Source organism: Chryseobacterium sp. WG23 (assembly GCF_024586575.1).
Lineage (GTDB): Bacteria > Bacteroidota > Bacteroidia > Flavobacteriales > Weeksellaceae > Chryseobacterium.
In genome coordinates, this window is sequence record NZ_JALCZE010000001.1 from 95595 (window position 1) to 116170 (window position 20576).

A 20576-nucleotide genomic window follows, 5' to 3' on the forward strand; every position below is an offset into this window, starting at 1 on the left:
AATGAAGCTTAAATTTAGAAAAATCGCCTATCAGTTACATCTATGGCTCGGACTAACGTCCGGGCTTATAGTTGTCATAATGGCAGCTACGGGATGTATTCTCGCCTTCGAAAAAGAATTAAAACAATGGGTACATCCGGAAAGATATTTTGTTGAGGTTATAGGAAAGAAAAAACTACCTCTATCCGAGCTTTCCTCAAAAGCTGAAAAAGTCCTTCCGAAAGGGTTGAAAATTAAAAGAGTGATCATGTCTTCTGACCCTTCACAAACCTATGTTTTCCGTACCTTAAAAATGGATAATGATGCTTTAACGTATTGGGGAACCTATCTTTATTATTATCGGGTTTATATGGATCCTTACACTGGAAAAGTACAGGCCGTAGAAGATGCTAAAAAAGACTTTTTTGAAATTGTGCTGGACCTTCACCGAAGGCTTTTGTTGGGAGAGAAGATAGGAAAAACCATCACAGGATATTCCACTCTCATCATGACCATCATTTTATTCTCGGGATTAGTGATATGGTATCCGAGAAAGATGAGCAAGAGCATGTTGAAAGGGATGTTCTTTATTAAAACTTCCGCCAACTGGAAAAGAATCAATTATGACGTTCACAATGTATTGGGATTTTATGCTGTAATTCCTTTGTTGATCATTTCTTATTCTGCCATGATCTGGAGTTTTGAAGATGTAGATAAATGGATGAAAAAGACATTAAATGGAAGCGTACCTACGGAACAGAAGGCCAAAAGTAAAATACCGGCAGAAGAATTTTCGAATCAAAAAAATATTTTGGATAGGATTGGAAACAAAATGGAAAAAGGTCTTGTCGGTAAAGAATCAGCCCTTATTAATTTTCCAAGAACGGAAGAAGGAACTTATTATGCTGAGCTTACCTATGATAACAGACTGTACCGGAATGATCAGTATAATTTTGACCAGTATTCGGGTGAGATGGTAAAACAGCAATCGTATAAAGACAAAAATATTGGATATGGAACTTCATTAAGAGAAAGAAATTACGACCTGCATACCGGAAGTATCTTTGGAATGACCAGCAGAATTATTTATTTTTTAGCAGGAATTATTGCTGCATCACTACCTATTACAGGTTTTATCATCTATTTAAACAGGAAAAAGAAAAAACCAAAGCATAAAAAAAATAAGGTGGTATTTCCATCCCATCATTAAATTTTCAATAAAGCCTCTATATTTTAGAGGCTTTTGCTTTTTCTACCATAGATTTTAATCCTCTTCATCCGAGGTATTTCAATTAAAAATAACTGGGTGAATCACGCGGAACCTTAATCATATCAACCTGTTAAGTGCTACTTTGCTTACTTGAAACAAACCCAATCAGAAATCATTATTTGTGTCGGAAAATTAAGAATACGTTGTTTTTTCTCTCGCAGATTGGGGAGATCACGCAGATTTTTTAATTTTCCCTATATCAAATCAGCAGCTTTACTGTCTTAGAAAAAATTTCAACACTTTTTTCCATCTCTTCGGCATTGAGGTCTCCGAAGCCTAATCTCATTGCTGTAAGATATTTATTCTGATATAATAACGTTTTAGGAATAAACAGATCATTCTGAGCACAATTTCTGCTAAGCTGCATAAGATTGATAGGAATATTCCACTCCAGCCAGATAGCCAGCCCTCCCGAAGGCTTTTGGAAATGGATATATTCTTTTAGATGCTCATTCAATAAAACACTGAAATAATCCCGTCTTTCCTGATATACTTTCAAAGATTTTTTCAGATACCGGTTAATTTCCCCTTCTTCAATCATTTCTCCTAAAGCTCTTTCCATTAAAATATCACCCTGGCGGTCAATAATACCGAGATATTTACGCATTTCTATCATCAGATTTTCCGGAGCCACAATAAACCCGGTTCTGAATCCCGGAGCTAAAGACTTTCCAAATGAACCAATATAAATAACCATTCCATTCGTATCCGCACTGGCCAGGGGAAGGATAGGGCTTTTATCATAATGGAATTCATAATCATAGTCGTCTTCAAGAATAATGAAACCGTATTCATTGGCCAGCTCCAGGAGCTCAAGTCGGCGCTGTGCACTTAATGCCACCGTTGTAGGGTAGTGGTGATGCGGAGTAAGGTAAAGCATTCTTATTTTTTGCTTCTTACAGGCTTCTCTCACACTTTCAACAATAATTCCTTCCTCGTCTATGGGGATAGAAACCATTTGAACTCCGGCTTTCATAAAAATCATATTGACGGAGAAATAGCTTAAAGCACCCACTAACACCACATCTCCGGCAGAAAGAAGGATTTCGGAAACAATATAAATACTCATTTCCGTACTGCGGGTAATCAGGAGGTTATTTTTAGAAATAGGCAATCCACGAGATAAATTGAGATATCGGGATAGATGTTCTTTAAAAAACTCACTCCCATCCTGGTTATAATGTCCCTGGATTTTCTGATTAGACTTACGTTTGAGGATAGAGCTGTAAAACCGGGAATGCTGCCCAATCTGGGTCAGTCTGATATCAGGTACTCCATCATTAAAAACATAGTCACAATCCGAATGTTCAAAGGGATTATCTAAAATATTGGATGCTTTAAAAGAAAAGCCTGTTTTTTGTGGGTAATTCTGAAGATTATTGGATTTAAAATCATTCATTTTTACCGGTTTTTCCTGATCATTTCCAATAATAAAAGTTCCTTTATTGGGTAAACTTTCCGTCCAGCCCTGAGCAGACAATTCATCATAGACGGCCACAGCTGTATTTCTATGGATTTCCAGCATTTCACTGAAAGTTCTTGTTCCCGGTAGTTTAGTTCCAAAAGGTAAAAAGCCTCTTTGAATAGCATTGATCAGCTGATTAGCAATCTGTAAATAGATAGATGTTTCTGATTTTCTATCAATTTTTATAAAACTTTCATAAGGAATTCTAACCGGACTATCCATAATATCAAAACTGGCACCATATGACCATCCGGCAATATACTACTTTTGACATCAAAATAAAAATCAATGGAATTTCAGCACTTATTACAAAGGGTGGTACAGGATCATACCACTCATGCCAAATGGCTGAACACACTTTCCTTTATGGAGAATGCAGGAGCCAGAAAAATATCAAAATGTGAACATCCGGTTTCAGTAACGCTTATTCAGCTTAAGCATGCCGCTGAAGAACACCGTCACGCTTATTATCTCAAGAAACAAATCGGAAAGATTGATCCTGAATTATGCAAAACTTACGAAAATAAAGAACTTCTTGCTCCTACGGCAACCCGCCACTACCTTCATGCATTGGATATCAAAGCCTGCAGGTATCTTCAGCAGGTTTTTCAGCTTAGCCAGGAAGAGCTCAGGTTTGCAGCCTACCTCTTTGTAACCTATGCTATTGAAGTTCGGGCCGATGAACTGTACCCGGTGTACCAGGATATCCTTACCCAGGAATCTTCCCGGATCATGGTGAAATCTATTATTCTCGAAGAAGAAGGACACCTGGAAGAAATGATCAATCAGCTCAATGAATTTTCCGTTGACTGGAAAATGCATGCTGAGAATATCCTGGCCATTGAGAAAGAATTACATAATCAATGGATTAATGCGATTACAAAAGAAGTGGAAGAGTTAAATTATGCGTAACAGTATTCATCGTTTTCAGGAATCACTCAATACAAGAAAAGAAGAAGGAAGACTAAGAAGCCTAACGCTTAAGCCTGAGGGAATTGATTTTTATTCTAATGATTATCTGGGATTGGCAAGAAATACAGAATTTCAAAAAATACTGTTGCAAAATATCAATGATAATCCTCAGCTGCTTTCAGGAAGTACCGGCTCCAGATTAATCAGTGGTAATACCAGTATAGCAACATCTGTAGAACGTTGTATTGCAGAAAGACATCATTTTCCTGCAGCACTGCTTTTCCCATCTGGGTATAATGCTAATCTTGCCTTGTTTTCAACACTCCCCAGCCGTCATGATACGGTGATTGTAGATGAGCAGATCCATCGCTCTGTTCATGATGCCTGCAGAATGTCAAATGCCCGGAAAATAAAATTCAGGCACAACGACCTGGAGGATTTGGAAAGTATATTGAAGAAGCAGAAGACACATTGTTATATCGCTATAGAAAGCCTTTATTCTATGGAAGGAGATTGTGCTCCTATCCGGGAGATTGCCGCTCTTGCTAAGCAATATCATGCAGATTTACTGGTAGATGAAGCGCATGCTTTTGGCGTTTTTGGAAATGGATTGATTGAAAAGTATCAGTTACAAAATCAGGTACTGGCAGCTGTGGTAACGTATGGTAAAGCATTAGGGTTACACGGTGCCGCGATCCTCTGTAATGAAACAGTGAAATCTTACTTGGTCAATTTTGCATCTCCGTTTATGTATACCACTTCAGCGCAGGATTTTCAATGGATGAGTATAAAAGCCGGTTACGAGTTTTTAGAAAAGAAACAGGAATTTTCAAAAAAACTTCAGGAAAACATCAGAATTTTCAGAAATCAGGGACTGAAGACACCTTCTTCTGAAGTCAGCCCGATTCAGGCTATTGTAATTCCTGATAATCAAAAACTGAAAACAGTGCAAAATGCTTTATCTGATGAAGGATTCTTGACCTATGCCGTATACAGTCCAACGGTAAAAGAAGGAAGTGAGAGAATCAGAATATGTCTTCATAGCTTCAATACAGAAGCAGAAATATTACAACTTACAAGCATTATTAAAAAATTGAATTAAAAGCAAAAAGGGTAAAAAGAACAAAGTGACCTATAAAATAAAAGGAAAGTGAATTTCACCCGAACCCCGCATCACGAACCTCACATCACGTATCCCGAACCCCGAAAACTCATATGAAACTATTTATAACAGGAATAGGAACCGAAATAGGAAAAACCATCTGTTCAGCCGTTTTGGTTCAGTATTTTAAAGCAGATTACTGGAAACCCGTACAGTCCGGAGATCTCCATTATACAGACCGTCATAAAATTGAGGACTGGACAGACCAGACCATCTGTTATCCGGAAACACATCGCCTGCAACTGGCTGCATCTCCTCATCAGTCTGCACGGGAAGAAAACATACAGATTCAACTCGATGATTTTCAATTGCCGGACACTGAAAACTCATTGATTGTAGAAGGTGCCGGAGGATTGATGGTACCGCTTTCAGATCATATTTTCATGATTGATCTGATAGAGATACTGGAGCTGCCTACAGCGCTTGTTGTCAGAAACTATTTAGGATGTATCAATCACAGCTTGCTCTCCATAATGGCAATACAGCAAAGAAATATAAAGCTTGAATACCTGATCCTTAATGGAGCGTTTCCTGATGATACAGAAAGACTCATCTGCAGTTTTATCGAAAATGAAACAAAAATTATCAGGATTCCGGAGATTACCTACCCTGATAAAGAACATATTAAAATGGCTGCAAAACAATTAACAATAACAAAATTATGATAATGGATAAGAAAACAGAAATCAGACACAACTGGACCAAAGAAGAAATTGAAGAAATTTATCATTTACCCCTGATGGAGCTTATTTATAAAGCTGCCACAGTACATAGAGAGCGACACGACCCGTCTGAGGTACAGATCTCTACTTTATTGTCGATTAAAACCGGAGGATGTCCGGAAGACTGTTCTTACTGTGGGCAGGCAGCACGCTACCACACCAATATTAAGGTACAGGCATTACTTCCTACAGAAACAGTTATTGCCCATGCTCAAAAAGCAAAAAACTCCGGATCTTCAAGATTCTGTATGGCTGCGGCATGGCGTGAAGTCCGGAACAACCGTGATTTCGACAGAGTGATCGATATGGTGAAGGGAGTTAATGAATTAGGATTAGAAGTATGCTGTACATTAGGAATGCTTACCGAAGAACAGGCAATACGGCTTCAGGAAGCAGGTTTATATGCCTACAACCATAATCTTGATACTTCTGAACAGTATTACGAAGAAATTATTTCCACAAGGACATTCGACAACAGGATTAATACCATCAACAATGTAAGGAAGGCTGGAATCACAGTATGTTCAGGAGGAATTATCGGCCTTGGGGAAACACACAGAGACAGGATTTCAATGATTTTGACCTTAGCAACGATGCCTAAGCATCCGGAATCTGTACCCATCAATGCATTGGCAAGGGTAGAAGGAACGCCATTGGAAAATAACGAAAAAGTAGATACCTGGGAGATGGTAAGAATGATTGCGACCGCAAGGATTGTAATGCCCGCTTCTATGGTGCGACTGAGTGCTGGACGTATTGAAATGACAGAAACTGAACAGGCATGGTGTTTTATGGCAGGTGCCAATTCTATTTTCACAGGAGAAAGAGAAACCTTATTGGTAACTCCTAATCCGGGAGTATCTGAAGATATGCAGATGCTGGAAACACTGGGATTGAAACCTATGATGAAAAAAGAAACTTGTTGTTAAAAAATGACTATAGAGTTATGAGTTATGAGTTATGAGTTGTGAATTTTGAATTACAAATAATGAGTTATGAGCTTTTGGATTTTAATTATGACTATACTAAACTTCATTGCAGTACTTCTGTCAGATTTATTAGTAAGCTATATACTACTAACCTGTAGTGGATTGTAAACTTAAAAATCTGTCGGACAATATGTTAAAATTACTAAGATAGTTTTACAATTGGTACATATGCCATCATTAATATATTTTACATGAATACAATAATAAAGAAGAGTCTTCAGGAAAGAGATAAAGCAGTCAACTGGCATCCGTATACCCAGATGAAAACAGCTGCTGATGTAATACCGATTGTTAAAGGAGAAGGGGTTTACCTTTATGATCATGAAGGTAAAAAATATCTGGATGTAGTCTCTTCGTGGTGGGTAACTCTGCATGGCCATTCTCATCCTTATATTGCCCAGCGGGTATTCGAGCAGCTTACCACCCTCGAACAGGTTATTTTTGCCGGATTTACCCATGAACCGGCTGTACAGCTTTCAGAAAACTTATTGAATATTCTTCCTCACAATCAGAATAAAGTGTTTTATTCCGACAATGGTTCCACAGCGGTAGAAGTAGCGCTGAAGATGTGTATTCAGTATGCCCACAATCAGGGAAAGGAGAAAACTAAAATTTTAGCTTTTAAAAATGCCTATCACGGAGATACATTCGGAGCAATGGCTGTAAGTGGAAAAAGCTTTTGGACCAAACCTTTTGAAAGCAGGTTATTTGAAGTTGTTTTTATCGATACTCCTACAGCGGAGAATCTGGAAGATTTAAAAATACAGATTCGGCAGCTAGCAGATGAAGTGGCTTGTTTTATTTTTGAACCGCTGATACAGGGAGCCGCAGGAATGCTTATGTACAGTGCCGAAAATCTTAATAAATTGATGAAATATTGCAGGACGCAGGAAATTTTAATGATTCAGGATGAAGTGTTCACAGGTTTCGGAAGGACCGGAAAACTTTTTGCAACAGATTATCTTACAGAAAAACCGGATATCATGTGTTTTTCAAAAGGACTTACAGGCGGTACCATGCCTATGGGGATTACAACCTGCACCCATGAAATTTACAGTGCTTTTTTATCTGATGACCGCCATAAAACCTTATTTCACGGACATTCTTTTACAGCCAATCCTTTAGCGTGTACAGCCGCTCTGGCCAGTATGGAACTATTACTTAAAGAAGAAACCCAAATGAATATCAAACGTATTACCCATCAGCATTCGGAATTTATAAAAATAATTTCCTCGCATCCACAAGTTGAAAATGCACGTCAGATCGGAACTATTTTAGCTTTCGATTTTAAAACCGGGAATGGTACTTCTTATTTCAATGAAATAGGGAAGAAGCTTTATAATGAATTCTTACAGAGAGGGATGATTATGAGACCGCTGGGAAATGTAATATATCTGGTTCCGCCTTATTGTATTACCTCCGAAGAATTGGATTTTGTATATCAGAATATTATGGAAGTCCTGGATCAGTTTAAAGACTAAACGATTTCTACTTTTTTAACCTAAAGAATTCCCCGAGGCAAGCCTCGGGGAATTCTTAAAATAATGATTCTTTTTATTTTAAAAACTTCATTATAAGCTTTTAAAATATAAATTTTCTACTTCTTGATAAGTTTTTTTGTAGCAATTTTTCCGTTTTCAAAAATTGTTTTTACAAAATAAACTCCTTTAGAAAGTTCAGAAATATCAGAATTATTTTCTTTTACAGTTTTTAATAATTTTCCATCAACAGAATAGATCTCTATTTTGCCAATTTTTTCTTTTGAATGATACACTAAATCTTGTTTTACAGGGCTTTCAAAAGTAATTTCAGGATTGTTTTTTACCGTTCCTTTTGTAGCTAATGTTGCGGTACCGTTTACAAGATATTTCACAATATTTAACGTCTCTCCATCTGTGCTCACAATGATATTGTTATCAAAAACATTTATTGCATTAATGCTATGATAGAGTAAATTAGGATCATTTTCTATATATTCTCCAAATACAGGATCAACAGTTCCATTTTGATTAAGCTTAGAGAGATAATAATAAGTATATCCGTTATTATTGAGTTCAGCATAGCCTGCAATATAATAAGAACCATTTTTTTCATAGATATCCCGAAATTCCAGACCGGCAATACCATTATAATTGAATGTCGTATCTGGTGAGCCATCAGCATTAAGCCTTCCTAAGGTAGGTGGTGTCTGCCACATTAAGTCATTTTTTGCATACACAATTTTATCAGCAGAATCTACTTTTACAATACTTGCTTCTCCACTAAACAAAACTTCTCCATTATTACCAAAACCAGTCATAGGCTGTCCGTCAACAGTATATTTCTTTATGGTACCATTTCCGAAAAAAAGAAGATTAAACTGGTTATCTAAAATGATATGAGGAAGATAAGAACTCTGCAAAGGATTCTGCTGATAAGTCAATATTTCTCCGCTATTCCCAAAGCTGTTGTCTAATGTGCCATCAGAATTTAATCTCAAAGTATGAGTTTTCGAGTCAGTTTGTCCAAAAGAATCCATACTAATTCCTGAAACAAGAATTTTATTTCCCTGCTGTATAAGATTAGTTAATTCAAAAGAAACTGATAAATTGGCTAATGCCTTTATTCCTCCATTTCCAAAAGAAGGGTCTGATTGCCCATTCGAAAGTAATCGGACTACATCCAGATAATACGTATTGTTTGTAGAATCATATCGTTTGAGCAGTAAAGTTAATTTATCATCGGTATGTCTTATACATCCAACAAGAGAACCTTCATTGTAGTTCAGTACAATTTTACCATTTGTTCCAAAAGTCAAATCTAAAGGGCCGCTGTAACCTGTAGCTTTAGAAATAATTAATTGGTTGAGACTGGTGTCATAGGATTTATAAAATACTGAACTTGTTGCTGCAGTTAATTCTCCTGCATAACTGCTTCCCGTTCCTAAATATGAGTTTCCTGCCGGAAGAGTATAAATGCCGTTCGAAGCAAACGTAGGATCTTTGGAAATAATCTGCGCAAAGGAAGTTTGTGTTATAAGTATAAACACAAATAATAATTTTTTTTTCATTGTTTGTTTTTTTTAATAGGAAATTTTGAGGTTATATTTTGTAACCTACATCAACATATAATTTTGGGGTTGTGTTTCCAAATATATGATAAAGTTTTAGAAACGTAAAGAAATATCCGGATTTTGCCTTACAACAGATGTTTTACTAGAAAAAAATTAACTAAAGCTAATGAAATAGTGAATGTTGCGCTGAGAAATTCCTGCGGATGATTGGCATTATGGGTTCAGTTCGTTACCCCATTCATGCAGTGCATCAAGGATAGGACCTAATTTTCTGGCTCTGTCTGAAAGTTTGTAATATACTTCCGTTATACAACCTTATAGGTTTTTGAAACCTATAAGGTTTAAATCCAGATCTTCATCGCAAAAAATGTGTTGTTGTAAAATTATATTATGCCTTTAAATGATTTCCCCATTCATGGAGTTCAGAAAGAATAGGGCCCAACTTTTGTCCTTTTTCCGTTAACCTGTAATAAACTTCCGTAGGAAAATTGTACACTTCAATACGTTGAATAATATTATTTTCCTCCAGCTGTTTCAGCTGTTCTGCTAACACTTTCTTGGAAACTCTCGGCATTTTTCGCCAAAGTTCCACAAAACGTACCTGCTCTTCCTCAAAAAGTGAGGATAAGATCAGGGGTTTCCATTTTCCGGACAGGATATCCAGGCTGCGACGAAGTCCACACGTTTTAAATTCTTCAAAATTCATCAATTCCTTAATATAAATATGGTTAACCTTTTGGTAACCATCGATTATTTTTTCTTATTTAGCCGTTAGCTTTGCTGTACAAATTTAAACAAAATGAAACTACAATTATGGCGTAACGCCACATTGCTACTGAATATTGAGGGTACCACCATTTTAGTTGATCCCATGCTTGGAGAAAAAGGATCTTTAGGGAAGTTTCCTATGACCGATAATGAATTATTGAATCCTTTGGTAGAACTTCCTTTCAGCAGAGAACAGTTAATTGAAAAGCTGCAGACAATAGATGCCGTGGCAGTTACCCACCTCCATCCTGATCATTGGGATGAAGAGGCGATAAAACTTCTCAACAAAAATACACCTATACTTTGCCCGGAGATCATTGCTGATCAGATCGCTGAATATGGCTTTAAGAATATTATTTCCATTAATGAACACATCCGTTGGAAAGATATTGACATTTCTCTCACGAAAGGACAACACGGAACCGGAGAAATTGGAGAAAAAATGGGCGTGGTGAACGGATTTGTTTTTAAAACAGCCGATCAGTCCGTTTATATTGTTGGAGACAGTATCTGGTATAATGATATTGCAGATGAAATAGACAAACATCAGCCACAGCACATTATTGTGGCAGGTGGAGCAGCCACTTTTTTGGTAGGAGATCCTATCATTATGACGAGTGAAGATATTGTAAAAGTCTGCAGGCATGCTCCTGAAGCATCGGTATGGGTTACCCATCTGGAGGCAGTAAGCCATTGCAAAGAAGACAGGAACTTCATCAGGGAAAAAATAGCTAAGGAAGAACTTGGCGGGCAATGTATTATCCTCAAAGATGGGGAAGAGGTAAGTTTAAGCATTAGTTTACAGTAATAATAAGAATATGGCTTATTTTTTGAATTCTTGCTGATAAATAATTTTATGCTTTCAGTTTTTCTCTTAAATCTTGATTGGAAAGAATTATTATTGGGACATGAAGAATGGTCTTTTCTTTTAGAGATCATTCTTCGTACCATGATTATGTTCATGGCTATTATTATCGGGCTGAGGATTTTAGGAAAAAGAGGAGTTAAACAGCTCTCTATCTTCGAGCTGGTGGTTATTATCGGACTGGGTTCTGCTGCCGGAGATCCCATGTTTAATAAAGATGTCGGAATTATTTCTTCCCTTATCGTTTTTATTGTCATTATTCTCCTGTATACAATTGTTACTTTTTTTATTGGAAAAAGTAAGACTTTCGAAAAGCTGGTGGAAGGAAAATCCATCTGTCTGATAGAAAATGGTGAATTTTCCATTAAGAACTTTCAAAAAGAAAATTTGGGAAGTGATGAATTCTTTGCAGAACTTAGATTAAAAGGTGTTTCGCAACTTGGGCAGGTTGAAATGGCAATTGAAGAAATCTCCGGAGAGATCAGTGTATTTTTTTATGAAGACCAATCTGTAAAATATGGACTTCCCATTATGCCAGACTCCCTGGAAAACCCATTAAAATCTATTCATAATGAAGGATATTATTCCTGCACCTTCTGTGGTCATACAGAACATAAAACAGCAGGCAGTACAGAAAACTGCCCTAGCTGTTTAAAGGATGAATGGGTAGCGTCCAGTAACAAAAAACGCATATCCTAAGGTTAATTTTGTCAACATTTTCTTTAATCTTCCACATAATTATTCTTTGCCGCTTTCAGTCCAAAATACAGCATGATCAGTACGGCAATACTCAGGAAATAAAAAGAGGTGTTCCATGAGATATCCCAATCATGAAGTTTTCCAAAAACAGGAGGCCCGAATCCGGCAATAAGATATCCTACAGATTGTGCCATTCCTGAAATTTTCACTGCATTAATACTGCTTTTGGTTCTTGTGGAGAAAAACAGGATAGACAAACTGAAAGACAACCCATTGGAGAGTCCTATAATAACTGCATTTACATAAATCCATTGGGATTTTAGCAGGACAAACATCATAGTACTCGTAAACATTAAGGCGCAGATAAAAAGAATCATAATCCTTTGATCCTTCATTTTACTGGCTATAATCGGGCAGCAAAACGTCACCGGAATCATCGTAATCTGGATTACAAAAAGAACCCAGCCGGAGCTTTCTCCCTGCATATTATAATCTGCAAGGAATGAAGGTAGCCAGGCAACCATACAATAGTAGAACAGGGACTGAAGTCCCATAAAGATACTAATATTCCATGCCTGGGAAGATTTGAACATATTAATCCCAGAAGTACTTAGCGCCACTTTAGGTTGGTCAGAATTTTTTTTGTTGAAAACAAGTTCAAGAAGTAAAACAAGAAAACCCAATCCCGCAATAATCAGCCAGATTCCTAATGAACCCCGCCATCCAAAGCCTGTCCATTCTCCAATTCTTACACTAAAGCCAGAAGCCAGGGCAGCTGTAAGATTCATAGAAACAGCAAAAATACCGGTCATAAGCCCAATCTGTTTCGGAAAATTATTTTTAACATATCCGGGGGTTACCACATTCCCAATACAAATTCCCAACCCAATGAATATCGACCCTAGAAATAACATAGATAACGATCCGGAAATACGAAGAAAAAGCCCAAGGCTTAAAATAAGTAAGGAATACATCAACAGCTTACTGATTCCCAGCTTATTGGAAAATCTACTCACCAATACAGAACAGCCTGCAAACATAAAAAGAGGAATGGAGGTCAGTAAACTCACCTGAAAATTATCCAGCTTTAAAGCCTGTCTCACCTCATTTAATACAGGAGATACTGCAACGATTGGTGAACGGAGATTACTTGAGATCAGTATCACCACCAATACATTAATGACCAGTAAAGCATAAGATGCTTTTTTTCTTATTTCACTCTTCATCATAATAAAACTTTTGTGCAAAATTAACATAGTAATTTTGTTTAATTTTGCCAAAGTTTTAACCTGAAACGACATGAATGCAAATAACAGTATAGAAGTAGATGAGCTGCATAAACCCTATTTTGTCTGGTTTGAAGAAGACTGGATTCATGATGATGTGCTTCACCAGCATCAAAAAGGGCAGTTGGTGTATGTGGAAAGCGGGTTTCAGTATATTACTATTGAAGAAAGAATTTATCTTCTTCCGCAGAATCATGCCGTCTGGATTCCTCCCAATACCATCCATAAGACCAATTCCCATTCTGAAAAAATCAATCTGATGATCATGTTTGCGGAAGTGGATAAAAAAGACTCTTTTTATCATGAAGTCAATGTGTTTTCAGTTCCTCCGGTTTTAAAGGAAATGATAAGATATGTGGAAAAATGGTCTAAACTTCTATCAAAAGATGCTGATGAAACCATATTTTTAAAAGCATTATTCAATGAACTTCCTCATTTTGTAGAACATTCTCTGAAACTTCATATCTGCCTTCCAAAAGACAAACGCCTGACAAAAGTGATAAAACATCTGCATCATGATTATCATAAGGAAATCAGAATAGAAGATCTGGGAGAGACTGCATTATTGTCTACCCGTACTTTAGAACGTATTTTCAAAAAAGAAACTGGACTTACCCTAAGCAAATACCAGCAGATGCTAAGAATCATCAAGAGTCTTGAGCTTTTGAGTTCAGGAAATCTTACCATTTCCGAAACGGCCTATGAAGTAGGGTACAAGAGTGTGCAGGCTTACACCAGAAGCTTTCAGTCTGTCATGCAGTTCCGGCCTACCGATTTTATAAAAAATATTAAATAGCAGATAAGGTTCCAGCTTTTAGTCTTATTCCCAAGTATCATAAATGTTGAATAATATGTTTATGCTTTCGATCTTACTATAAAGCAATAAAAAGGGATTTATTAATTGTTATAAATTTATACGACGCCCTATAATAAAGTATTTTTTGTTTTCAAAATATGTAATATTTCACTATTTATTATATTTTCATATTAGCAGTAAATAATCAATTATAAGGTTAAGGGAAGCAAAAAGGTCCCCACGAATGGAGACCTTAAAAAAACACAAATGATGAAAAAAAATTATTTCGATTCACAAATATAAGTAAAATTAATATTATGCAAAACATTATATATGCATTTTTTTTAAAAATTATTGATTTTAATAGAAAATAACTATTCTCTAATTGATGTAAGATTTCTTTAGTATTGTGGAATTTTATGGATATGTAATTGTACCTCTTCAAAAATCTATTCTATTGACATCAGAAGATATATCATGAAAATCCATAATTCTGGATATTTAGAAAAAATGACGGCATATTGTTAGTATTTCTGATTGTGACTGCGCTCATAAAATAGGACACATTATTTTCATTAATTTGTTTTAAAACAGACAGTATGAAACCAAAGCAAATACAGGGAGTACCCCAACAAAAATCCGGCGGATTTCATGACACTGAAAGCAGAAAACAATTTGAACCGGCATTGATTCCATTGAAATTTGAAATAGTAAAAAAAAGATTTTTCTCCATCAACAAATGGAAAAGTTATTGTGGAGATGCTTTTGCAGCATTTAAACTTTACGATTCCAATGCCATTCCCATTGACAGAGAACCTTTAAAAGGTGATTTTATCAGAATCAATATTCCGGGGCCGGGAGAAGCCGAAGCAAAAGGTTATGATTGGGTAGAAATAACAGATATCTGTTATTATGAAGACAACTCCTCCGAAAGTATTATGGTTACCTGCAAACCATCAAAGGATCCTGAGAATAAAAAAAGCAGCCATATTGCCCACTTTTACAGCTCAAAAGCGACTTCTACATTTATGATCTATAGAGACTCAACCTATATAAAAACCGCAGTATACGGGAGAAACGAATCTCCCAATTTCAACGCAGCATTTTTTGATATCATCAGAAATATAATGGTGGCTGCCGGAGGAATGATGGGAATCGCCAAAATCCAGTGGAAGCAACTTACAGATGGTTTCCTGGATTTTGAGTAGAAATAGTATATCCCTTTTTTGATCTAAGTCAAAGTTCTTCAGCTACCGGATTTTTAATTTCGCGGCTTATACAAAGCCATGGTAGAATTGAAATAATAATCTGGATCTCAATTATTTTAATCATTATTATTTCGGTAAAGGAAAAGTTAAAACTTGCGCTTGTCAGAGCAATGAGGGAGATGTATTTCCAGATCTTGATCATAGCTTTCCTTTAAAAACCTGTATTATAAGTCCTATCCATCCTGAAATACTCCAGGAAAAAATTCTGGAACATTTTCCCAATGATACCCAAAATACCATCGTTTACCTCTTTGGTGATCCTTTAATATGCTCTTTCATTTGCAGTTATTTGAAAAACAGTCCTCTTTTTGATATCCGTACGATCAGCTTAAACGACCTCTGTTACGGATAAATTCTTAAAAAATTAATACTAATTGATTTAAAAAAAAAGATTTAAGCCTTATATTTGCAGGACAATGTTAAAATGGATTTCCATATTATGCTCGATGATGTATGTGATGGCTACCACCAATGCGGGGGAAGTACTCAAAGTACCTATGTTTGTAGAACATTATATGGAGTATCATGGTAATTTGTCAGAGTTTGTCATGGAGCACTATGACAATCATAAAAAAGATTCCGATTGGGATCTCGACCAAAAATTACCTTTTATCAATCCTCCTATTGTATTAACAGTGTATGCTCAGTTGCCTGAGCTTAGTTTTGAAATAAAAAAACCTATAGAAATTGCTATTCCACAGAAGAATAGCATTTATCAGGAAAAAGATTTCTCAAGCCTTTATCTTTCCAGAATTTTCCAGCCTCCACGGCTTTCTTAATTGATTTCAGATTAAAAATTAATGCTTTAGGTTTTTACACTTAAGGCTGCCAAGTTATTACCTATCAATTAACTCGCTGTGCATTCTAGCTGTGTTCACATCTTACCCTCAAAAACTTTTATTTAAAAGACTTCAGAACTTTAGATGAAAGTATATTTTATGGTTTAATATTGAAGTTTACCCTGCTTTCTAAAACATTGCGAGTTATCAATTAATAATTTTTTATGTTAAATAAAATTATTGAGTTTTCTGTAAAGAATAAACTCATCATTGCTCTGTTTACAGTGGGGCTCATTCTTTTTGGAGTCTATGAAACCACTAAACTTCCAATTGATGCTCAGCCTGACATCACCAATAATCAGGTTCAGATCATTACCAGTGCTCCTTCCTATGGTGCAGCAGATATAGAAAGGCTTGTCACATTTCCTATAGAACAGTCTACCAGCAATATCAGTGGAATTACTGAACTGCGTAGTCTTTCAAGATTCGGACTTTCTCTGGTGACGGTAGTTTTTGATGATAATACCGATGTATACTGGGCCCGTCAGCAGGTTCAGGAGCGTTTGCAGCTTGTTCAGGAAAATATTCCTGAGGGCATTGGAAAACCTGAGCTGGGCCCTATTTCTACCGGACTGGGAGAGATCTTTCAGTACGTGGTAAGAGCCAAAAAAGGTTATGAAAATGTGTATGACGAAACTGAGCTCAGAACCATTCAGGACTGGGTGGTGAGACGTCAGTTACTGGGGACTAAAGGAGTGGCTGATGTCAGCAGTTTTGGAGGAAAGCTGAAACAATACGAAATTGCCATTAATCCTAATCAGCTTCAGGCATTCAACATCAATATCAATGATGTTTTCACGGCGTTGGAAAAAAACAATCAGAATACCGGAGGTGCTTATATAGAGAAGAAAGAGACGGTTCTTTTTATCAGGAGTGAAGGTCTTTTGGGAAGTACCGAAGATATCGGAAGCATTCAGGTAGCGGAAACCAAAGGAGGAATTCCTATACATATCAAAGATGTGGCATCCGTTAAAATAGGTTATGCTACCCGATATGGAGCAATGACTTATAATGATACCGGCGAAGTATCCGGAGCTATTGTATTAATGCTTAAAGGAGAGAATGCCAATGTAGTGATTGGCAATATTAAACAAAGGCTGGAAAAGATCCAGGAATCTTTACCTGAAGGAGTGGTTATTGAACCGTTTCTTGACCGTGCCAAAATGGTAAACAATACGATCAGTACAGTAAAAACCAACCTGATGGAAGGAGCACTGATTGTTGTTTTTATTCTGGTATTATTTTTAGGAAACTTCAGAGCGGGATTATTAGTGGCTTCTGTAATTCCTTTGGCCATGCTTTTTGCCATCATTATGATGAATATCTTCGGTGTTGGAGGGAATCTGATGAGCCTTGGGGCTTTAGATTTTGGGCTTATAGTAGATGGTGCCGTTATTATAGTGGAAGCCGTTCTGCATCAGCTCGCTCACAAAAAATACTTTGGAAAAGACAATAGGCTCAGTAAAAAGGAAATGGACGAGCAGGTTTCGGATTCTGCTACAAAAATGGTAAGCAGTGCCGTTTTTGGACAAATTATTATCCTCATTGTTTATCTTCCGATTTTTACACTGCAGGGGATTGAAGGAAAGATGTTCAAGCCTATGGCACAAACGGTTGCATTTGCATTAGTAGGAGCATTTATCCTGTCCTTGACATATATCCCTATGATGAGCTCTTTAGTATTGAGCAGAAAGAAAAAGGAAAAAGATAATATTTCAGACAGGGTCATGGCAAAAGTGGAGGCAGGTCACCAGAATCTTCTGATGAAAGCTCTTAAATACAGAAAAACAATTCTGACAAGTGTATTTATTCTTTTTGCAGGAGCTGTTTTCATTTTATCCAAGATGGGTGGAGAATTTATTCCGTCTCTGGAAGAGGGAGACTTTGCTGTTGAGATGAGAATTCTTCAGGGGAGTAATATTAATGAAACCAAGAAAGTAACCACTCAGGCAGGTCATATTCTTCTAAAGCAGTTTCCTGAGGTTCAAAAGGTAGTTGCCAAGATTGGGAGCGCAGAAATTCCTACGGAGCCTATGCCCATGGATGCAGGAGATATGATTATTGTTCTGAAGCCTAAAAAGGAATGGACTTCTGCAACGACATTTCCGGAACTTTCTGATAAAATGAGTAAAGCTTTAAGCGTTATTCCGGGACTCACCACCAGTTTTCAGTTTCCTGTGCAGATGCGCTTTAATGAGCTGATGACCGGAGCCAGACAGGATGTTGTCTGCAAAATTTATGGAGAAGACCTGGACAGTCTCACCATCTATGCCAAAAAGCTGGGAAGCATTATCAATACTGTAAAAGGAGCACAGGATCTTTATATTGAGCCCGTTGTAGGTGCCCCACAGGTTGTTATTGATTATAATAGGCCAGAGCTGTCGCGTTACAATATTTCCGTTGCGGATATTAACAGAGTCATCAATATGGCATTTGCAGGACAGACCGCAGGAGCTTTATATGAAGGAGAGAAAAAGTTTGATATTGTTGTCCGAATGGATAATCAGCATAAAAAAGATATCACAAGTATTCAGAATTTATTGGTGCCAACGCCATCCGGAGAGCAGGTTCCATTATCTCAGTTTGCAAAAGTAGAACTTAAAAACAGCCCCAACCAGATCCAGAGGGAAGATACGAAAAGGAGAATCATTGTTGGCTTTAATGTAAGGGGAAGAGATGTGCAGACTATTGTAGAAGAGCTTCAGCAGAAAGCCGGGAAAAGCCTCAAATTTTCACCGGGATATACCATTTCTTATGGAGGCACTTTTGAAAATTTAAATGAAGCAAAGGCAAGATTAGGCATTGCTGTTCCCATTTCATTAGTGATGATTTTCCTGTTGCTGTTCTTTGCTTTTGGTTCTGTAAAGCATAGTTTACTCATCTATACTGCCATCCCTTTATCGGCAATTGGCGGAGTCTATTTTCTTGCTCTGAGAGGGATGCCGTTCAGCATCAGTGCAGGAGTGGGATTCATTGCTTTGTTTGGTGTAGCTGTACTTAATGGAATTGTTTTGATTTCGGAATTTAACAGGTTGAAAAACAAAGGAATGGGCAGCATGAGCAGAGTGGTTTTAACAGGAACAAGGATTAGGCTTCGTCCGGTTTTAATGACTGCATTTGTCGCTTCTTTAGGCTTTTTACCGATGGCGTTAAGCAACGGGGCAGGAGCTGAAGTACAGAGACCTCTGGCCACTGTGGTCATCGGAGGATTGATGCTTGCCACTCTATTAACCTTATTTGTACTTCCGATACTCTATGTTTTATTCGAAAATATTAATACCAATACAATGAAATTCCCTAAAAAAATAAATTCTAAAAAACTGTCCGTTTTCCTAGTAATGATATCTTTCGGAAGCTTCCGGGCTCAGGAAAATATTACTTACGATCAGGCTTTGGAAAAAGCTTTCCAACAGAACGGAACCCTCAAAAACTCAAAATTAATATCAGAATACCAGGAGAAACTAAAAGCGAGCTACCTGGATATTCCACAGCTGGAAGTTACAGGAGGTTTTGGTCAGATCCAGGGTGAAGAAACTGATAATTCGTTTGGAATATCTCAGAGATTCAGTTTTCCAACGGTTTATTCTAAAAGGAAACAGATGCTGGATGCAGAATGGGCAGCAAGTGTAATCAATCAAAACCTCACTAAAGCACAGCTTACCAAAGAAGTTACGGACGTTTTTTACAGAGTTTTAGTTCTTCAGGAAAAGAAAAAAGTATTGCTGTACATCAGTCAGCTGTATCATAATTTTGCAGAGAAGGCAGCGCTAAGGCTGAAAAAAGGGGAGGCTAATATTTTAGAAGAATCCACCGCTGAAATTCAGAACGAGCAAATGAATGTACAGCTGAACAGTCTTGAAAATGACCTGAATATGGCAAAACTTCAGCTTCAGTTACTTCTTCAGTCTGAGAATCCTTATCAGCCTGTTGCGGACCGACCTGTAATGGATGTTAGTCTTCAGTCTTCAGAAGAGGCAGTAAAACAACATCCCGAACTTCAGGCTCTCCAACAGCAGATCAAAGTAGGGGAAGCCGAGGTACAGCTTGAAAAAAGCAAACTGCTTCCTGAGCTTCTTATTGGATATACCAACCAAAGTATGAAAAACATCAACAGCAACCGGTTCAATTCTGTTCAGGTGGGTGTGGGAATTCCATTATTTACTAAAGGACAGAGAGCCTTGGCAAAGGCTGCACAGGCAAAAATAGAAATTTCTGAAAATCAGTTTCACAGAAAAGAAATTGAGCTTAAAAACAGGTTGAGACAACAGCTGAGCAACTATATAAATCAACAAAAAATCATTGAAAATTATGAACAGAAACAGCTTCTCAAATCTGAAATCATCCTAAAAGCAGCACAAAAACAAATGGAAGTTGGGGAAATTGATTATCTGAACTGGGTAATATTAGTTAATCAAGCCGTGAAAACAAAGGCAGATTACATTGATCAGCTGGAAAAACTTAACCAAATCGGAGCGGAACTTAATTTCTTAATCTCAAAATAACA

Annotated in this window: 16 protein-coding genes; 12 read left to right on the plus strand and 4 right to left on the minus strand. The window is 37.1% G+C overall.

Annotation, left to right across the window (positions count from 1 at the left end):
* Position 1 precedes the first annotated feature (1 nt).
* Positions 2 to 1189, plus strand: coding sequence for a PepSY domain-containing protein (locus MP477_RS00475; protein WP_257188726.1), 1188 nt, complete (start codon positions 2 to 4; stop codon positions 1187 to 1189).
* A 259-nt stretch (positions 1190 to 1448) separates the two neighbouring features.
* On the opposite strand, the gene MP477_RS00480 is transcribed toward MP477_RS00475, so the two are convergent.
* Entirely contained in the window at positions 1449 to 2936 is a 1488-nt protein-coding gene (locus tag MP477_RS00480) for a PLP-dependent aminotransferase family protein (RefSeq protein ID WP_257188727.1), read from the minus strand.
* A 66-nt stretch (positions 2937 to 3002) separates the two neighbouring features.
* Between MP477_RS00480 and MP477_RS00485 the strand changes: the two genes are divergently transcribed.
* The 5 genes from MP477_RS00485 (at position 3003) to bioA (ending at position 7980) form a co-directional block, all read left to right on the plus strand.
* A complete protein-coding gene (locus tag MP477_RS00485; protein WP_257188728.1) occupies positions 3003 to 3626 on the plus strand; it encodes a hypothetical protein in 624 nt (207 codons plus the stop codon).
* On the plus strand, positions 3619 to 4728 hold the full coding sequence (locus tag MP477_RS00490; RefSeq protein WP_257188729.1) for an aminotransferase class I/II-fold pyridoxal phosphate-dependent enzyme: 1110 nt from the start codon (positions 3619 to 3621) through the stop codon (positions 4726 to 4728). Before MP477_RS00485 ends, MP477_RS00490 begins: the two co-directional genes overlap by 8 nt.
* A 113-nt stretch (positions 4729 to 4841) precedes the next feature.
* Positions 4842 to 5453 (plus strand): dethiobiotin synthase, encoded by a 612-nt coding sequence (gene bioD, locus MP477_RS00495; protein WP_257188730.1) that lies wholly within the window; start codon positions 4842 to 4844, stop codon positions 5451 to 5453.
* Between the two features lie 2 nt (positions 5454 to 5455).
* The gene (gene bioB, locus MP477_RS00500) at positions 5456 to 6439 is read left to right on the plus strand and encodes a biotin synthase BioB (protein WP_257188731.1); all 984 of its coding nucleotides are present in this window, start codon (positions 5456 to 5458) and stop codon (positions 6437 to 6439) included.
* 251 nt (positions 6440 to 6690) lie between these two features.
* The gene (bioA, locus tag MP477_RS00505) at positions 6691 to 7980 is read left to right on the plus strand and encodes an adenosylmethionine--8-amino-7-oxononanoate transaminase (RefSeq protein WP_257188732.1); all 1290 of its coding nucleotides are present in this window, start codon (positions 6691 to 6693) and stop codon (positions 7978 to 7980) included.
* 116 nt (positions 7981 to 8096) lie between these two features.
* Here the strand turns inward: bioA and MP477_RS00510 are convergent, their stop codons facing one another.
* Both MP477_RS00510 and MP477_RS00515 read right to left on the minus strand, forming a co-directional pair.
* Entirely contained in the window at positions 8097 to 9548 is a 1452-nt protein-coding gene (locus MP477_RS00510) for a T9SS type A sorting domain-containing protein (RefSeq protein WP_257188733.1), read from the minus strand.
* Positions 9549 to 9939: 391 nt separating this feature from the next.
* Positions 9940 to 10257 carry a helix-turn-helix domain-containing protein gene (locus MP477_RS00515; protein WP_257188734.1) on the minus strand — a complete coding sequence of 106 codons (318 nt, stop codon included), beginning with the start codon at positions 10255 to 10257 and terminating at the stop codon, positions 9940 to 9942.
* 93 nt (positions 10258 to 10350) lie between these two features.
* Here MP477_RS00515 and MP477_RS00520 point away from each other — a divergent pair, with 93 nt between their 5' ends.
* Complete coding sequence (locus tag MP477_RS00520) at positions 10351 to 11127, plus strand: MBL fold metallo-hydrolase (RefSeq protein ID WP_257188735.1); 777 nt, start codon at positions 10351 to 10353, stop codon at positions 11125 to 11127.
* 48 nt (positions 11128 to 11175) lie between these two features.
* Positions 11176 to 11883: a DUF421 domain-containing protein gene (locus MP477_RS00525; protein WP_257188736.1), complete on the plus strand. Its 708-nt coding sequence runs from the start codon at positions 11176 to 11178 to the stop codon at positions 11881 to 11883.
* Positions 11884 to 11906: 23 nt separating this feature from the next.
* On the opposite strand, the gene MP477_RS00530 is transcribed toward MP477_RS00525, so the two are convergent.
* Positions 11907 to 13112 carry an MFS transporter gene (locus tag MP477_RS00530; RefSeq protein ID WP_230041336.1) on the minus strand — a complete coding sequence of 402 codons (1206 nt, stop codon included), beginning with the start codon at positions 13110 to 13112 and terminating at the stop codon, positions 11907 to 11909.
* A gap of 70 nt (positions 13113 to 13182) precedes the next feature.
* Here MP477_RS00530 and MP477_RS00535 point away from each other — a divergent pair, with 70 nt between their 5' ends.
* From MP477_RS00535 to MP477_RS00550, 4 genes are all read left to right on the plus strand, one after another.
* A complete protein-coding gene (locus MP477_RS00535) occupies positions 13183 to 13965 on the plus strand; it encodes an AraC family transcriptional regulator (protein WP_257188737.1) in 783 nt (260 codons plus the stop codon).
* Positions 13966 to 14564: 599 nt separating this feature from the next.
* Positions 14565 to 15173, plus strand: coding sequence for a hypothetical protein (locus MP477_RS00540; RefSeq protein WP_257188738.1), 609 nt, complete (start codon positions 14565 to 14567; stop codon positions 15171 to 15173).
* Between the two features lie 476 nt (positions 15174 to 15649).
* Positions 15650 to 16012, plus strand: a complete 363-nt coding sequence (locus MP477_RS00545; protein WP_257188739.1) for a hypothetical protein — start codon at positions 15650 to 15652, stop codon at positions 16010 to 16012.
* Positions 16013 to 16236: 224 nt separating this feature from the next.
* The gene (locus MP477_RS00550) at positions 16237 to 20574 is read left to right on the plus strand and encodes a CusA/CzcA family heavy metal efflux RND transporter (protein WP_257188740.1); all 4338 of its coding nucleotides are present in this window, start codon (positions 16237 to 16239) and stop codon (positions 20572 to 20574) included.
* Positions 20575 to 20576: the final 2 nt, after the last annotated feature.

Bases quoted from the DNA above. Each gene is read 5' to 3' on its own strand.
- MP477_RS00525 (WP_257188736.1), top strand. From the start codon at position 11,176: ATGCTTTCAGTTTTTCTCTTAAATCTTGATTGGAAAGAATTATTATTG.
- MP477_RS00540 (WP_257188738.1), top strand. From the start codon at position 14,565: ATGAAACCAAAGCAAATACAGGGAGTACCCCAACAAAAATCCGGCGGA.
- MP477_RS00535 (WP_257188737.1), top strand. From the start codon at position 13,183: ATGAATGCAAATAACAGTATAGAAGTAGATGAGCTGCATAAACCCTAT.
- MP477_RS00520 (WP_257188735.1), top strand. From the start codon at position 10,351: ATGAAACTACAATTATGGCGTAACGCCACATTGCTACTGAATATTGAG.
- MP477_RS00545 (WP_257188739.1), top strand. From the start codon at position 15,650: ATGTTAAAATGGATTTCCATATTATGCTCGATGATGTATGTGATGGCT.
- MP477_RS00515 (WP_257188734.1), bottom strand. From the start codon at position 10,257: ATGAATTTTGAAGAATTTAAAACGTGTGGACTTCGTCGCAGCCTGGAT.
- MP477_RS00485 (WP_257188728.1), top strand. From the start codon at position 3,003: ATGGAATTTCAGCACTTATTACAAAGGGTGGTACAGGATCATACCACT.
- bioA (WP_257188732.1), top strand. From the start codon at position 6,691: ATGAATACAATAATAAAGAAGAGTCTTCAGGAAAGAGATAAAGCAGTC.
- MP477_RS00475 (WP_257188726.1), top strand. From the start codon at position 2: ATGAAGCTTAAATTTAGAAAAATCGCCTATCAGTTACATCTATGGCTC.
- MP477_RS00490 (WP_257188729.1), top strand. From the start codon at position 3,619: ATGCGTAACAGTATTCATCGTTTTCAGGAATCACTCAATACAAGAAAA.
- MP477_RS00530 (WP_230041336.1), bottom strand. From the start codon at position 13,112: ATGATGAAGAGTGAAATAAGAAAAAAAGCATCTTATGCTTTACTGGTC.
- MP477_RS00550 (WP_257188740.1), top strand. From the start codon at position 16,237: ATGTTAAATAAAATTATTGAGTTTTCTGTAAAGAATAAACTCATCATT.
- bioD (WP_257188730.1), top strand. From the start codon at position 4,842: ATGAAACTATTTATAACAGGAATAGGAACCGAAATAGGAAAAACCATC.
- MP477_RS00480 (WP_257188727.1), bottom strand. From the start codon at position 2,936: ATGGATAGTCCGGTTAGAATTCCTTATGAAAGTTTTATAAAAATTGAT.
- MP477_RS00510 (WP_257188733.1), bottom strand. From the start codon at position 9,548: ATGAAAAAAAAATTATTATTTGTGTTTATACTTATAACACAAACTTCC.
- bioB (WP_257188731.1), top strand. From the start codon at position 5,456: ATGGATAAGAAAACAGAAATCAGACACAACTGGACCAAAGAAGAAATT.